Annotated in this window: 16 protein-coding genes; 8 read left to right on the top strand and 8 right to left on the bottom strand. The window is 42.0% G+C overall.

Annotated features, from left to right (window positions below; translation table 11 throughout):
* Window positions 1–62: 62 nt before the first annotated feature.
* Window positions 63–773, top strand: a complete 711-nt coding sequence (locus AC5WOF_RS03135) for a DUF1028 domain-containing protein (RefSeq protein WP_496048493.1) — start codon at window positions 63–65, stop codon at window positions 771–773.
* Between the two features lie 184 nt (window positions 774–957).
* On the opposite strand, the gene AC5WOF_RS03130 is transcribed toward AC5WOF_RS03135, so the two are convergent.
* Both AC5WOF_RS03130 and AC5WOF_RS03125 read right to left on the bottom strand, forming a co-directional pair.
* Window positions 958–1,371: a creatininase family protein gene (locus AC5WOF_RS03130; protein WP_496048492.1), complete on the bottom strand. Its 414-nt coding sequence runs from the start codon at window positions 1,369–1,371 to the stop codon at window positions 958–960.
* 168 nt (window positions 1,372–1,539) lie between these two features.
* On the bottom strand, window positions 1,540–2,637 hold the full coding sequence (locus tag AC5WOF_RS03125; RefSeq protein ID WP_496048491.1) for a L,D-transpeptidase family protein: 1,098 nt from the start codon (window positions 2,635–2,637) through the stop codon (window positions 1,540–1,542).
* Between the two features lie 228 nt (window positions 2,638–2,865).
* Here AC5WOF_RS03125 and AC5WOF_RS03120 point away from each other — a divergent pair, with 228 nt between their 5' ends.
* The 4 genes from AC5WOF_RS03120 (at window position 2,866) to AC5WOF_RS03105 (ending at window position 6,210) form a co-directional block, all read left to right on the top strand.
* On the top strand, window positions 2,866–3,987 hold the full coding sequence (locus AC5WOF_RS03120) for an HAD family hydrolase (RefSeq protein ID WP_496048490.1): 1,122 nt from the start codon (window positions 2,866–2,868) through the stop codon (window positions 3,985–3,987).
* Between the two features lie 72 nt (window positions 3,988–4,059).
* Window positions 4,060–4,668 (top strand): superoxide dismutase, encoded by a 609-nt coding sequence (locus AC5WOF_RS03115; protein WP_496048489.1) that lies wholly within the window; start codon window positions 4,060–4,062, stop codon window positions 4,666–4,668.
* Window positions 4,669–4,829: 161 nt separating this feature from the next.
* A complete protein-coding gene (locus tag AC5WOF_RS03110; protein WP_496048488.1) occupies window positions 4,830–5,603 on the top strand; it encodes a cell wall hydrolase in 774 nt (257 codons plus the stop codon).
* 142 nt (window positions 5,604–5,745) lie between these two features.
* Entirely contained in the window at window positions 5,746–6,210 is a 465-nt protein-coding gene (locus AC5WOF_RS03105; RefSeq protein WP_496048487.1) for an SRPBCC family protein, read from the top strand.
* Window positions 6,211–6,281: 71 nt separating this feature from the next.
* On the opposite strand, the gene AC5WOF_RS03100 is transcribed toward AC5WOF_RS03105, so the two are convergent.
* From AC5WOF_RS03100 to abc-f, 4 genes are all read right to left on the bottom strand, one after another.
* Window positions 6,282–6,419 carry a hypothetical protein gene (locus tag AC5WOF_RS03100; protein WP_496048486.1) on the bottom strand — a complete coding sequence of 46 codons (138 nt, stop codon included), beginning with the start codon at window positions 6,417–6,419 and terminating at the stop codon, window positions 6,282–6,284.
* A 223-nt stretch (window positions 6,420–6,642) separates the two neighbouring features.
* A complete protein-coding gene (locus AC5WOF_RS03095; RefSeq protein ID WP_496048485.1) occupies window positions 6,643–7,188 on the bottom strand; it encodes a hypothetical protein in 546 nt (181 codons plus the stop codon).
* A 95-nt stretch (window positions 7,189–7,283) separates the two neighbouring features.
* Window positions 7,284–8,171, bottom strand: a complete 888-nt coding sequence (locus tag AC5WOF_RS03090; RefSeq protein ID WP_496048484.1) for a Vgb family protein — start codon at window positions 8,169–8,171, stop codon at window positions 7,284–7,286.
* Between the two features lie 15 nt (window positions 8,172–8,186).
* The gene (gene abc-f / locus AC5WOF_RS03085) at window positions 8,187–9,749 is read right to left on the bottom strand and encodes a ribosomal protection-like ABC-F family protein (RefSeq protein ID WP_496048483.1); all 1,563 of its coding nucleotides are present in this window, start codon (window positions 9,747–9,749) and stop codon (window positions 8,187–8,189) included.
* 351 nt (window positions 9,750–10,100) lie between these two features.
* On the opposite strand from abc-f, the gene AC5WOF_RS03080 reads away from it, so the two are divergent.
* Complete coding sequence (locus tag AC5WOF_RS03080) at window positions 10,101–10,904, top strand: HAD family hydrolase (RefSeq protein ID WP_496048482.1); 804 nt, start codon at window positions 10,101–10,103, stop codon at window positions 10,902–10,904.
* A 247-nt stretch (window positions 10,905–11,151) separates the two neighbouring features.
* On the opposite strand, the gene AC5WOF_RS03075 is transcribed toward AC5WOF_RS03080, so the two are convergent.
* Entirely contained in the window at window positions 11,152–11,559 is a 408-nt protein-coding gene (locus tag AC5WOF_RS03075; RefSeq protein ID WP_496048481.1) for a hypothetical protein, read from the bottom strand.
* A gap of 393 nt (window positions 11,560–11,952) precedes the next feature.
* Window positions 11,953–12,567, bottom strand: a complete 615-nt coding sequence (locus tag AC5WOF_RS03070) for a hypothetical protein (protein WP_496048480.1) — start codon at window positions 12,565–12,567, stop codon at window positions 11,953–11,955.
* A gap of 142 nt (window positions 12,568–12,709) precedes the next feature.
* Between AC5WOF_RS03070 and AC5WOF_RS03065 the strand changes: the two genes are divergently transcribed.
* Window positions 12,710–12,991, top strand: a complete 282-nt coding sequence (locus tag AC5WOF_RS03065; RefSeq protein WP_496048479.1) for a small, acid-soluble spore protein, alpha/beta type — start codon at window positions 12,710–12,712, stop codon at window positions 12,989–12,991.
* Window positions 12,992–13,081: 90 nt separating this feature from the next.
* Window positions 13,082–14,203, top strand: coding sequence for an MGDG synthase family glycosyltransferase (locus AC5WOF_RS03060; RefSeq protein ID WP_496048478.1), 1,122 nt, complete (start codon window positions 13,082–13,084; stop codon window positions 14,201–14,203).
* The last annotated feature ends 155 nt before the right edge of the window (window positions 14,204–14,358 follow it).

Here is a 14,358-nt window from a genome sequence, read left to right as displayed (position 1 = left end):
AGATAATTCTGATATAATCAATTTAGTTCCTCAACAAGATAGAGATTCGAGAGGAGAGGACGTTGACCATTTCTATCCTTGGTTTTGACCCGGACACAGGTGAAATTGGAGGAGCGGTATATTCCCATAGCCGCACAGCAAGTCAGTTTTTGCATGTCTCCAGAGATGGAGGGGTTGCTACACAAGGTCATACAAATGAGCGATATGGTCCAGAAGGACTTAGATTGCTCAAGAAAGGGATGTCCCCAGAAGGCATTGTCAGGCATCTTCTGGACTCTGACCCTGATCTCCTGCCCGTTCGGTGGCCAAAGTCAGGGAGGCAGCTTGCCGTTATGAATGCCAATGGTCAAAGTAGTGTTCATACAGGTAAAGATGCGCCTGCTCCGGCTGGATATAAGCAAGGCGAGAACTGCACGGTGCAAGGGAGTTTTATGAGGCGGCGTCAACAGGTGGTAGACCTTATGGTCGAGAAATTCGAACAAACCGCCGGTTTTGCCAGCCTATCCGTCCGTCTTCTGGTAGCATTGGAAGTAGGTCGAGACAACGGTGGTGCCATTGATTTCACGGGTGGTTCTGCTGCACTCCTTATTGCAAAGAGAGAAGAGACCCCTAAAACGTACTATCAAAGCGGGGTTGTTGCTCGAATCACAGTGGATAATAAAAGAAAATCTCTAGAGGAGATGAAGCTTCTCCTCCTATCATCAGCCATAGAGAAAGAGGGTTGGTCCAAATTGGGTCTATGTTGGTCCAATTTGGGCCTACTACTCCGATAAGTAATCGTGAGGGGGACTCAGCGACCGGTACATGCAGATGTACTGGTCGAGTGTGCTTTGAATTGTAGCGGAATGAGCTTCAAACTCTTTCAGCAATTTTAGATTAGTTGGGAATTCTCAGCCTGAAGGATATTTAGAATGCATGATTCGATCTCTTAATACTTCATATATGTCTAACCATTTTTTACGTGTCAAGATTGATGAACTCCTTTACTGTTGATTCTATTTGTTTTGCTAAATGATGTAATAACAACTTACCTTTTTTAGCAGTAGCTCTTGTTGGAACGCCAATTGCTCCTGTTTCTGTATAGGCTTTCATCCCCAAAACGGATAACAGATCTCTCTTTGTTGATTCTACATCTATGTATTTTTCTGTTTTTACTACATTTTTCTCTTTGTATAAATGTAACAGTATAGAAGTTTCCCCCTCTCCTGCATGCATATCTTCTGATGTTGTGGATGAGATTCCAGATTCTCTATAAGCGATTTCCCAATGCTTTCGATTAGGAGTAATTAGTAGCCTAGGTCTATCAACATTCATTTCTTGGGCTATATTCCCCAAAAGATAATTTCCTCCATGACCATTTACAATAACCAATTTTTAATCCCTTTAAATCAGTCCAAGTTGAGAATTTGTCCATGTTTTTGTTCCCCTTTAACATGTGCCAAGATACCTATTACTATATTGTATGTCAAAATATATTCCGAATTATATCAATTTTACTTAAAAGAAAACGACGCCGTATAAAACAGCGTCGTTTACATCTTATTTTGCAACAGTCTTATGAATATAAGCGGTGGTTCCATTTGATAGACGGATCTTATGGAATTCTCCTGACATTCCTAACTTTGTCAGTACAGTACCTTTTGATACTTTTGCAACCACTGGAGCATTCATAGAAGCAGAAGCACGAATGTTAGCGGAACTTGCTGTTACGGTTACTACCCATTTCTTTGCGACCAAGTGACTGATATAAGCAACTTTACCGCTTGCAGTTTTGACTTGGTACCATTCTCCATTGTCGGCAACCAATAAGTAGTGAGAACCTTTTTTGGCCTTTTCCACCACAGAGGAGGAAAGGTTTGGTGAATTTCTTACATTTGCATTGTCTTCGGTTACTTCGACATAGCCTGATTCTGATTTAAAGGTAAGACCTGTATTGAGGTCACCATTATAAATAAATCCTTTACGGCCATTGGATAGTTTTACTTGGGTGTAGTTTCCGGAAGTTCCTGTACGAGTCAGCGTAGTATTTTTCGCTGCCGTCGTTATTTTGAAGGAACCAGTGGAAGGTCCTGTCCATGCGGTAGCATCTTTGGTTGTTTTTACATAACCCGTTGCTGGTTTTAGACCGACACTCATATCTCCACGCCAAGTGCCATTACTCGTTCCAGTGTGAATCCAAACAGGAACCCCTTCGTAAATGCGGTTATACAGATCGATTACTTGCTCGTTTAACATCCGAATACAGCCATGAGATGCATGGGTACCGATGGAGCTAGGTTGATTGGTACCATGAATGCCAAAAGATCTTCCATTATCCCCATTGACACTAAATCCGTTCCAGCGAGGACCTAATGGGTTATTTGGACCAGGTGGGACGTCTTTCCAACTTGGACCATTGATCTTTACCACAATTGGGAAAGTTCCCTCAGGGGTTAATTCTTTGGTTTTACCTGTAGCTACGCGATATGTTTTTACTACTTTTCCGTTCTCATATAAATATAGATAGTTTGTCGTTTTGTTTACTTCGATTTTTTTGGTTATTACCGATTCAGCAGCAAAAGATTTTGTTGGTAGGCCTATCAAAGGCAAAACTAGCGCGAAAGCTGCCATAATACCAATGAAACGAAACTTTCTCAAATTATTTCCCTCCAAATTTAGCTCACACTCTTCCAATAGAAGAGATATTTCCATCATATCGAATTGTCTATCTATTTGGATAAGGAAATTGTTAAAAATGTACTAACTTTTTTGTTCTTTTCATGATTTTGTATCTTTGCGAAAAGATGGCAGCGAAGTTTGCTTTACTCTCTAGGGAGACTCATTTAAGATAAAGGAATTAGGGGTTTTAAAAGGAGAGGGAATTTGATGTATCACATGATTTTATTTGATGTAGATGGGGTTTTATTGAGTGAGGAGCGCTGTTTTGATGCTTCTGCTTTAGCTGTGTGGGAATTGTTATATGGACCTCATTTTCTAGAGCTGACAGAAGGGAAATTTACGACGACTCCTGCTGAAGAGCAGATCAGATATATTCGAAAAGAAGTATTCCAAGAAGATAAGATATTAGATTGGATGAAAGATCGGGGAATAAATGCCAATTGGGATATGGTATACCTTGTTTTTAGCACGCAATTGATGCTGCTGCTGGATAAAATTGATCCAACTTTTGTGCGAGACTGGATTGCAAAACCAATTACGGAAGAATCTTTATTAGCCTTAAAAAAACAATCCCGTGAAATTAGGCCTGATTTTACTTTTTTCTCTGCTATATTTGATGAATCCAAAGGGAAACTTAATCGGGATGAGTTACTGGTCTATTTCAATCAATATGTACAAAAACAATTTGGTGTCGAGGTTGATTATTTCTCTCGCGTGAGCTCCCTGTGGGAACTTGGACGTTCTGTTTATCAGGAGTGGTACTTTGGGGAAAAATTATTCCAAGAAGAAGAAGGGTATGCTAGAACGAAAGGAAAACAAGGATTTTTATATCAAGAAATTCCATTGGCCCCAATTGAAGAATTACAACAATTATTTTCCGATCTTACGAAGCAAGGGATCACACTTGGAATTGGAACAGGTCGACCTTATTTGGAAATGGAAGTACCGTTACGAGAAATGGGATTGTTGGCGAATTTTGATGCCAATCGCATTGTGACCGCATCTGATGTTGTTTCAGCAGAGGAAAAGTATCCAGATGAAGCACCGCTTGGCAAGCCTCATCCTTTTACCTATTTGTTAGGATATCTTGGAGAGCGAGCAGCAGATCAAAAGGCACTGGGGCTGTCACTTCCGATTAAAGACGGGGAAAAGCTATTAGTAGTTGGAGATTCTGTCGCAGATTTTCTCGCAGCACAGTCGATTGGATGTCACTTTGCGGCGACGCTGACAGGCTTGACAGGGCAGGCTGCACGAGGAAAATTTGAAGAATTGGGTGCAGAGTACATTTTAGATGATGTAATGCAACTGAGAACGATCATAACAGCTTGACTAAAAGAAGATTTTTTTCGCATAATAGAAGAGAAAAATAAACAGCAACTTACTTTTTGGAGGGATTTTAGTATGCCTAAATATGAATTGCCAGCACTTCCATATGCTTTTAACGCTTTGGAACCACATATTGATGCACTGACAATGGAAATCCATCATGACCGTCACCATGCTACATACGTAAATAACTTGAATGCAGCTTTGGAAGGGCAAGATGTTGCAGATCAATCCATTGAAGAATTAGTTGCTAACTTAGATAAATTACCAGAAGGTATTCGCACTGCTGTTCGTAACAACGGTGGTGGACATGCGAACCACAGTTTCTTCTGGCAAATCCTCAGCTCAAATGGCGGCGGAGCACCAACTGGTGAAATTGCTAAGGCAATTGATGACACCTTCGGCAGCTTCGATGAATTGAAAGCAAAATTTGCAGATGCAGCTGTTAAACGTTTTGGCAGTGGTTGGGCTTGGCTTGTTGTGAAAAATGGTAAATTGGAAGTTACTTCTACTGCAAACCAAGACAGCCCGCTTACCGATGGTGCAACTCCAGTCCTTGGCTTGGATGTTTGGGAGCATGCATACTACCTCAACTACCAAAACAAACGCCCTGACTACATCGGTGCATTTTGGAATGTAGTGAACTGGGATGAAGTAAATAAACGCTATCAAGCAGCAAAATAAGTTTCTAAAAAGCAGCCATTAAGTTGGCTGTTTTTTTATTTGTCAAATCCAATTGCTGGATGGAAAGCTTTGCCGGTAGTTTGTGTATGGTGATGTCCGTATAATGGGACAAGTGTTCCGAATCCCATTGTCCCAAACAAGAAAGAGGAGGACATCATTTAATGCTTACCAAATATGTATTAGTTTTATCATCGTTATTTAGTTTTATTTTCGTACATGAACAATCGCCACGCTTGGCGTCTTCTACGATTCATCAGCAAACAAAACAGAGTATAAAAATAAAAGATGCTCAACAACGCTTACAAAAATTAGGACTGTATAAACAGACTGTCAGCAGTCAATATGATGCATATACACGTAATACATTTGCACAATTTCAAGCGAATTATGATTTACCGATCAATGGGACATTGGATCAGAAGACAAGTGAAAAACTTCATCAGTTAACAACTGTCAAACCAGCCCCAGTGAAAGTAACTGCAAAGCTTGAAAAACCGAAAGTGATCAAAGTAAAAGTAAAAGCGAAAAAACCGAAAAAATCTCATGTAAAAAAATATCCTGCTGTCCATGCGACAGAAGCAGAAGTAAGACTATTGGCAAAAGCTGTTCATAGTGAAGCTCGTGGAGAAAAATTTAAAGGAAAAGTAGCAGTAGCAGCGGTTATTTTGAACCGTACAGAAGAAAAAGGATTCCCGCACAGCATTAGAGGAGTTATTTTCCAGCCGAAAGCGTTTACAGCTGTCAGTGATGGTCAATTCAATCTAAAACCGAGTAAAGAAGCATACCGGGCAGCTCGTGAGGCGCTTGAGGGCTATGATCCAACTCATGGGGCGATTTTCTACTATAACCCTCAAATTGCAACTTCCGGCTGGATGATACAAGAAGCGAAGAAGCATGATAGTGTAAAAATCGGCCGACATGTGTTTTTTAAATAGATGGCAGGAGCAGATCCCTTTGGATCTGCTTTTTTTGGTATACTTTTTTTGTAAAGTTTGGATTTCAATATGGATCTTTTTAATTGTGTGACCTGCTAAAGAGAATGCTTATTAGAGCATCAAAACATGGGAGTGATAGGTAGTGCCTGTTATTCGATTGGAAACAATGATTGATGCACCGCCTTCAAAATGCTTTGATCTATCACGAAGTATCGATATACATATGCAATCAACAGCTCAAACGAAAGAAAGGGCAGTAGCAGGGGTAACAAGTGGACTTATTGATTTAAACGAAACTGTAACATGGGAAGCGATTCATTTTGGGATCAAGTGGCGATTGACTTCCAAAATTACAGCGTTTGAACCCCCACATTTTTTTGTCGATGAAATGGTGCAGGGGCCGTTTAAAGGGTTTCGGCATGAACATCATTTTGTGGAGCATGAAAAGGGGACAAAGATGATCGATTCTTTTGATTTTACATCTCCTTTAGGGCTACTAGGGAAGGCAGCAGATCGATTATTTTTAAAGAAGTATATGCGGAAGTTTTTGTTGATTAGAAATCAATATATCAAAGAGATGGCTGAAAAATATGATCATAAAAAATGAGCGTCCCCTAGTTCTAGCTGGTGGAGATGCTCTGTAATAAATTTGAGGTCAATGTTAAGTTGTTCGTGAAGTTATTGACTACTCATCCATGGTTGTCTCTCCAGTTGAAGTAGGATTCTTTCTTTGATTCCTAGGCGTTTTTTGATTGAGGCTTTAGCGCCATCATGTGCAAAATTCCCACTATAATCAAGTGCACCCTTGATCACCATAACTACCACATCCTATGGTCGTCACACGATCAAGGGTGCTTTCTCTCCGACACTAGGGATAAAAGCTAAAGTACATCCTTCTATGCTTTTTGATTCATATGTTTATTAAATTAGAAACAAGCAGATTATAAGGTCTGCTTGTTTCTTTATGGGAAGGTGATTAGTTTTCAGGCGGCCTCTCATCTCAGGGGATGGAGGCCAGTCTGTCCGAACTGTTCCCCGCTCAGTGGGGGTAGATGGAGTAGAGGGTGCCGAGCCAGATCAGCTCGGTGACAAGAACCACGCCGACGATCCAGGCGAAGACAGCACCAGACTGCTGACCCACACGAGTCTCGATCCGACGGCCGATGAGCTTCTTGACCCGGGGCATCACCATGAGCGTCACCAGCAGCGCGAACGAGATGCTGGCGAGCGGGAAGTTCCAGAGGATGTACACCTCGAAGACGATGAGCAGGATCGCGAACAGGATCACGCGGATGTGTTCATCGCGGTCGTACTTCTCCACGAGCTTCTTGATCATGTGACCGAGCCCGTTCAGACCCTCCCAGAAGAGGAAGATCATCAGACCGGCGCCCACGAGGGAGCAGGCGTTCACCAGGCTCACAGGAGTCAGGATGGGGGCCAGACAGAGGACGATTCCCAGCGCGATCAGGCTGTAGATGAGCCGAGCGAGAAATCGAGTCCTCCAGAGCTCCTTGATCCCAAAGTTGAGCAGGTAGTAGTTGATCTGGAGCTTGGCGATCTTACGGCTGCGGCTCGTGGAGTTCACGGCAACTCTCTTTCATGAATTCGGACAGGTTGATGTTTCTGTATATTATTGTACCGTAGTTTCCCTATATCAGGGAACAGAAAGGAGATTTTGTTTCAAATAATAGTAATCCTTCCAATTTGATTACACTCTTCTGCAAACCAAACACTACCGTCCTGTGCAACTGCAATACCATGTGGTTCTGCGTTAATAGTAGGGATGAGGTATTCGGTAATCTCTCCATTTAATGTAATCCGTCCTATTTTGTTGCTACCCCATTCCGTAAACCACAAATCTCCCTGCAAACCAGCAGTAATAGCATGAGGACGTGCATTTGCGGTAGGAAGCGGAAACTCTGTTATTTTTCCATCTACTGTAATTCTCCCGATTCTATTTCCGTTGATTTCCACAAACCAAATGGCCTCGTCGGTTCCTAATGTAATGCCCACAGGACCAGCTTGAGCGGTTGGCAGAGGGTATTCTGTTATGTCTCCATTTGAAGTAATTCGTCCAATTTTGTTTCCAGCATTTTCGGTGAACCAAACTGCTCCATCTGATCCAAGTGTCAAAAAGGAAGGATAAGCGTTAGGAGTTGGGATTTCGAACTCACTGATTTGTCCATTTGCAGTGATTTTTCCAATTTTATTAGCCAGCAACTCTGTGAACCAGATGTCTCCATGTAAACCTTCCGCAATCCCATATGGTCCTGCGTTTGCTGTAGGGAGAGGGTATTGTGTAATCTGTCCATTTGTTCCGATTTTCCCTAACTGATTGGCTCCATTCTCACTAAACCAAATTTCTCCATTCGATGTAGCTGTGATAATCATTAAACCGGCGTTTTCAGTAGGAATAGTGAATTCTTCTACTTGTTCATTTTTATCTATTCGTCCAATTAGGTTTCCTTTGTTTGCAGTAAACCAAACATCACCATTTTTTCCGATTGTCAGTCCATAAGGTGCGGCAAAAGTAGAAGGTAACGGTGTTTCTTGAACAAGTATCTGCATATGTTGTCCACTCCTCTATTGTTGTTTTAATTCGTTTCTTTGCTTGATAAGGGCAGTAAATTGTTGTTCTAATTCTGATGTAGGTGCAACACTTAGAAGACTCAACACTTCGGTTATTTTGGTCTCGATCAACAGACGTTTTTCTTCCTTTTTCGCAGGTATTTGCTGTTGTTGTTGAAGCTCTTGATAGGAGCCAGCATATGCATGGATAGTTTGCTTTTTGATTTCTACTATATCTGTTGCAACGTTTTGGATAAATTGTCGATCGTGTGAGACAAAAATAACCGTTCCTTCATAATGGGTTAAGAGGTGTTCTAAAGATTGAATGCTCTCCATATCTAGAAAGTTAGTAGGTTCGTCCATTAATAACACATTGATATCGCTCAAAAATATTTTAGCGAATGCTACTTTCACTTTTTCCCCGCCGCTAAGTACTCCAACGGATTTGAATACATCGTCACCACGAAAGAGAAGACGTGCTAACACCGTTCGGATCACTTTAGGAGGTTGGATCGCCGTAGTTTGTACATTTTCTAATATAGACTTTGATTCATCTAAAATATCGATGTGTTGGCTGAAGTATCCAAACTTTACCCCTAAGCTGATGTGAATATCATCAGATTTTGCTTGCAGTCGTTTGATCAAGGTCGTCTTTCCGCTGCCATTTGCACCGATAATGGCTGTTTTCGATCCAGTTTGAATGGAGAATGAAGCCTTTTCCCAGAGAACTTTTCCAGTGATTGAAGCGGTAATATCTTTGGCTTGGATTATGGTTTTGTTCAGTAAAGTGGATTCACTTGCCACATTCATTTTGACAACAGGCAAATCTTTTGGTTTTTCTACTTTTTCCAATTTACTGATCCGGGTTTCGAGTGCTTCGATCGACTGATGAACGCCTTTTTGTTTGGTTCCTTTTTGCATTTTCCATAACTTGGATTCGGAGGTACCCATTCGCTTAGAAGGTGGTTTGATCATTTTTTCTGCTTTTTGTTTTTTGAGCAAAATGGCGTGTTCCAGTTGTTTTTTCTTTTTTTGATATTGCTCGTATTCGATGGCTTCCCTTTTTCTTTGCTGTTCTTTCCAAGTAGTGTACATTTGATAGTTGCCAGAAAAAACGGTGACGGTTTGGTTTTCGACTTCCCATATTTTATTGCAAATGGTATCGAGAAAAGTTCGATCATGGGAAATGATGACCATTGCACCTTTGAAGCGCAGCAATTTCTGTTCAAGTTGTCGGACGTTTTCTATATCTAAATTACTCGTTGGTTCATCGGCAAACAAAATGTCAGGTGATTCAGCAAATGCAGCTTGAATGGCAGCATTTGTCTTTTCTCCACCACTTTGATTGGTCAAGTTTTTCTGTATTTGAGGGATGAGACTGATCTTTGCATGATTATGGATTTCGCCTTCATCGGACGACTCTGTTCCCATCAATATATTTAATAAAGTCGTTTTCCCTGTTCCATTTTGCCCGATCAATCCAATTCGATCTCCTTTGCCAATCCGAAGTTGATCAATCGAAAAAAGGAGTCGTTCTCCGATTGCTTTCTTTATATGATTTGCTTCTATCACTATCATAAAAAAACCCCCATCCATATTTTCTGGATAGAGGTTTAGGCGTAACAAAAGACCGTATACTCCCAATGTACGAGAGCATACGGTTTTATTGTATAAAAAAGCCTATACCAATCCTATCCAGACAAAAATTTCATATTGAAATGTCTTTTAGAGATAGGATTAGTAGATCATTGGCTTTTGGTTCACCCTTTCAAATTACAATCAAAGGAACTTTATCATAATGTTTTTATTTATGCAAGTGTTTTTGAAGAATAGCTTCTTTTCATCTGCTTTGCTATGAATTAAGATGAGATTAAGTGGTCGAACTTACAATGGCGACTCTCCAAACATCATAGCTGAGAGGAAAAATACATGATTCGTCTGTTTGTTACCGATTTGGACGGTACTCTTCTGAACAAAGATAACCTGATCGACTCGGATAATTTGAATGCCATTCAAAAGCTCCAGCAGGCAGGTATTCAAGTTGCTTATGCTTCTGGTCGCAATGAGTACGAAGTGGATTTGGTCGTGAGCACTGTTCCGGGTGTTTTCCATCGTATCTGTCAGAATGGTGCCTATGTCTATGTAAACGGTACAGACTGCATTTTTGAAGAATACTTCGCTGCCGATTTGGCAAAGCAGATTTTTCGAATCGGTCAGGCATCTAAAGCGCACTGTTTTATTGGTACAGCTCAGGAAATGATCACGACAGAGGCAGAGGACAGCTTCGGTTATCCAGAGCATATGATTCCCAAGGGTCTAGTGTGCGATATCGCTGTTGAGCAGCGAATTGGGGTAAATGTGCAACCGAGCAAGTTTTGTTTTCTTGGTAAGGAAAAGGACTTGCTTGATTTGCAGGAAGAGATGCTTGACAAATTCCGTGGCAAGATTGATACCTTTATCTCGGGGTCGTCCTATTTGGATGTGATGCCAACTGGTATTCATAAGGGAAATGGCATCCATCGTCTGGCAAAGCATCTTGGGATCGATCCCTGTTCAGAGTCAGCTGGTATTGGGGATTCAGCAAATGATATCCCCATGTTCGGTGAGGTTTCTCTTAGCTACGTGATGAGGGGCGCCAAACCACACGTTCGAAAAGCGGCAAAGCGTGAAGTCTCTTCTGTCAGCGAAGCAGTCGACTTGGTACTGGACCATAATGCGAGTCTGGCTTCGTAAAAAAGAGAAGAAGAAAAAGGTGAGCCAGACAGTTGGTATGATTCGCTGATGGGAAGGGTCTGGTCTTTTATAAGATCAGACCCTAAACATATTTTCTAACGTGCATATGATATTTAAAAATAAAATGGAAGACAAAATAAAAAACAAGGATAACCTTCCTTGTTTTTACATCTATAGAAAAGTTAGAATTTGCTGGGGCACGGCTCCCCCCTTACAGATGTAGGGGAGAGCCGTGCCGCCGCCCGTGTTACTGCCGGTGATACGGGTTGTTGGCGCCGGCGGTGCTGCCGTCGTACGTGCCACCGGTGTGGCCCATCGGCCTGTTGGCCTCACGCGCCGCCTTCGCGTCGGCGATGCGCCTTGCCTCGGCCGCTGCCTCCGCCTTCTTGTTGAAGTAGCGGACGAACGAGTAGATCCAACCGGCGACCAGCACGCTGATGATCAGGAACTGCACGAAGTACATGGCGGTGACGACCGCGTAGATCATGAGCGCCGTGAAGATCGTCATCACGATCGGCCCCGCGATGAGACCGAAGGTGTCCTCCACCGCTTCGAGGTAGGGCTTCCCCCAGGTCACGAACGCGAGGGCACGCTCCTTCAGCCACTTGAGCCTCGCCCGGAACTTGGCCTGCATCTCCTGCTGATCTTCCTGCATTGGTTCCTCCATGGAACGGACGGTACGTACACTTGCTGCTTTTATCATATCAGAATCTTTTTCTTTTGACATTGATTTTATTTAAAAAAATTAAATTTAAAGGAAAATTCTTTCTGCCATTATTAGAAATAGGTCATTTTTTCTACATTGTACAAAAAATCACTGGTGCATATTGTAAGAGAAGTTGTTGCTCTTTCTGAGGATGCTTTTGAATACATGATCCCAAAAGGAAGAGAGAAGTCTTAAAATTTATATAGAAAAACGAAAAACAAGACTCCAATAGAGAATCTTGTTTTTTGCATCTATAGGAAGGTTAGAATTTAGCGGCGGCCGATCTCCGTCTGTTTTCACAGATAGAGACCGGCCCTGTCCAACTAGTGGGTGTTTTACCGATCAGCCCTTGTCGCCCTTGGATGACTTACGCTGACGAACCAACGTGACGATGGCTGCGATGATCACGTTGAGGTCGATGATCATTTCCGCGAGGATCACATCGAGGATGTTGAGCAGTATCGAGTAGATCACATCGAGACCGATGAGAAGCATCCCAAGGATGATCAGCCAGTACTCGATGGTGCTGGTTTGCCATGCGATGACAAGGAGCATTGGGAGCAGTAGGACAAGTGCGCCCGTGTACTTCAGTACATGGTTGAGCTTGCCCAGCATCTCACCTAGCTTCACACCACCGATCAGGTACACGGCTGCGATCGACAGGTATACCATCCATCCACTGAGGTAGATGCTCACCAGTAACCCAGCACCGAAGGCGATGCTGAGCTGCCTCAGGTACGAGAGCCGGTTTACACCTTTGCCCATGGCTATGGGGATCATGATGATCCATGTGATTCCCATGATCCAAGGGGTCAAGTCGAGCATCATTATCCCCATAAAGGCGATGCTCATCGGGATGAGTCCGTAGAAAGTCCACCGCTTGATCGAGGGGAAGGACTCCTCTTCGACCCTCTTTTCTATTTGAGAGTCGAACTTACGCCTTAACGCTTCAAGCATCGTGCTGGTTCACCTTTCAGCGTGAACTGCTTTTCAGCAGATGTTGGACGGTTGTTTATCTCCATTATACAAATAGTGCAAAGAAGGAAATAGTATGTTTTCCTTTTCCTTTTCACAGACTATCATAAGGAGGTGTATCGAAATGTCTCGTCGAAGAAAGCGAAGGCCTTTAGTTGCCGATTCTAGAAATCAGTTGGATCAGTTACAGACGAAATTAATCAGTGAAGACTTAGGTCGATCTTTTACAAGTAAAGAAGAGGCAAAACTAGAACTCGCCAAAGAATTAGGGGTCCCTTTAAAGCCTGGAAGTAATCGTGATTTGCGATCAGAAGATGCAGGGAAAGTTGGAGGAGCAATGGGTGGACGGCTGGTAAAAGAACTTGTAGCGATGTCGCTGAAATCCCTCCAAAAAAATAATAGGTAAAGACAATCTTAATTTTTTTTTAAAACCAGTTCTTCTTTCCAAAAATCAGTATAATGGGGGTAGTATGGTTTCAAGGGAGGAATCAAAAATATGGAGCGTGTCTTGCTACTATCCCTTGGCTTTGGTACAGGACATAATGCCGCAGCTAAGGCATTGGAAAAACAGTTTCATCACCAGCCGGGGATAACGACGGATACGATAGACCTTTTGCAATTGATTCCAAAGACCTTTCACCCCCTGCTGCAATCAGGTTATCAAGGTATGCTTGTCAAATTTCCATCTCTTTATCATCTCTTATACGATTGGACGTATCAATTTAAATTGGTTCGGTTTGTATCCAAAGAGTTGGTAGAGAAAGTTGGTCTAACGATACGTTCGAAAATATTAGCGCGTCTGGAGCAGTTCCAACCAACAAAAATTATTACTACTCATCCTTTTTCACTATTGCTGCTGCCAACAGAATGGGAAAAGGTTCCTACGGTTGGCGTAGTGACTGATTATGAACTTCATCCTATGTGGTTAGTTGAATTGCCGGATTTACTGTGTGTACCGAAAAGAATGTTAAAACGAAATATAATTGATCGTCTGCGTTGGCGTTCTGGTGTCACCGTCATAGAGACCGGATTGCCGATTGAATCGAAGTATTATGAAGAGATCGGCAAGGGACAAGCACGATCTCGCTTATCTTTACCAGCAAATGACCCCGTTATTTTGGTAATGGGCGGAGGTCTGGGATTAGGACCTTTGGAGCAAGTTGTAGATGTATTAGATAAATTGACCCTTATGCAATTTGTTATTTTAACTGGTGCCAATCAATCGCTTTATGAACGCTTAGAGAGAAAAGGTTATCACTCTCATATACGATTAGAAAAGTTTCGACCTGATATGGAGTTATTTATGACAGCAGCGGATCTGCTCGTTACAAAACCAGGTGGAGTAACGATCACAGAAGCGTTAGCGAAAAAGCTTCCAATGTTGTTATTTGAAGCATTTCCTGGACAAGAAGAAGCAAATCAACAGTATTTGGTTCATCATCGTGTAGCATTTAAAACACGGCCTGATACGGTTTGTCTACAAATCGAAAAATTTTTCCGCTCACGGATATATCAGGAAAACATGGAGGAAAGATTTTATCCTCTCATCTCTCCTGATTCTGCTGAACGTATTGTACAAGCTACTTTGGAGGTCGGAAGATCAAAAGCATTCGTCTAATCCTTCATAAAAGATAAAAACCCGAGTTTTTAGAAATTCGGGTTTTTTACGTTGGATTACAAAAGGAAAGCTTGGACCAATTATTTCCTTTTGATAAAATGATGTTGAAATTCACATGGTTTTCATTCAAAGTAAAAGGAATATGTCATTGATTG

It is taken from the genome of Shimazuella sp. NTD250 (assembly GCF_059510375.1).
This window is presented reverse-complemented; position numbering and strand designations above follow the sequence as displayed.

Excerpts from the sequence above, each read along its gene's own strand:
- AC5WOF_RS03090 (WP_496048484.1), bottom strand. The coding sequence starts at position 8,171 with ATGCAGATACTTGTTCAAGAAACACCGTTACCTTCTACTTTTGCCGCA.
- AC5WOF_RS03075 (WP_496048481.1), bottom strand. The coding sequence starts at position 11,559 with ATGCAGGAAGATCAGCAGGAGATGCAGGCCAAGTTCCGGGCGAGGCTC.
- AC5WOF_RS03060 (WP_496048478.1), top strand. The coding sequence starts at position 13,082 with ATGGAGCGTGTCTTGCTACTATCCCTTGGCTTTGGTACAGGACATAAT.
- AC5WOF_RS03110 (WP_496048488.1), top strand. The coding sequence starts at position 4,830 with ATGCTTACCAAATATGTATTAGTTTTATCATCGTTATTTAGTTTTATT.
- AC5WOF_RS03080 (WP_496048482.1), top strand. The coding sequence starts at position 10,101 with ATGATTCGTCTGTTTGTTACCGATTTGGACGGTACTCTTCTGAACAAA.
- abc-f (WP_496048483.1), bottom strand. The coding sequence starts at position 9,749 with ATGATAGTGATAGAAGCAAATCATATAAAGAAAGCAATCGGAGAACGA.
- AC5WOF_RS03115 (WP_496048489.1), top strand. The coding sequence starts at position 4,060 with ATGCCTAAATATGAATTGCCAGCACTTCCATATGCTTTTAACGCTTTG.
- AC5WOF_RS03120 (WP_496048490.1), top strand. The coding sequence starts at position 2,866 with ATGTATCACATGATTTTATTTGATGTAGATGGGGTTTTATTGAGTGAG.
- AC5WOF_RS03100 (WP_496048486.1), bottom strand. The coding sequence starts at position 6,419 with ATGGTGATCAAGGGTGCACTTGATTATAGTGGGAATTTTGCACATGAT.
- AC5WOF_RS03065 (WP_496048479.1), top strand. The coding sequence starts at position 12,710 with ATGTCTCGTCGAAGAAAGCGAAGGCCTTTAGTTGCCGATTCTAGAAAT.
- AC5WOF_RS03070 (WP_496048480.1), bottom strand. The coding sequence starts at position 12,567 with ATGCTTGAAGCGTTAAGGCGTAAGTTCGACTCTCAAATAGAAAAGAGG.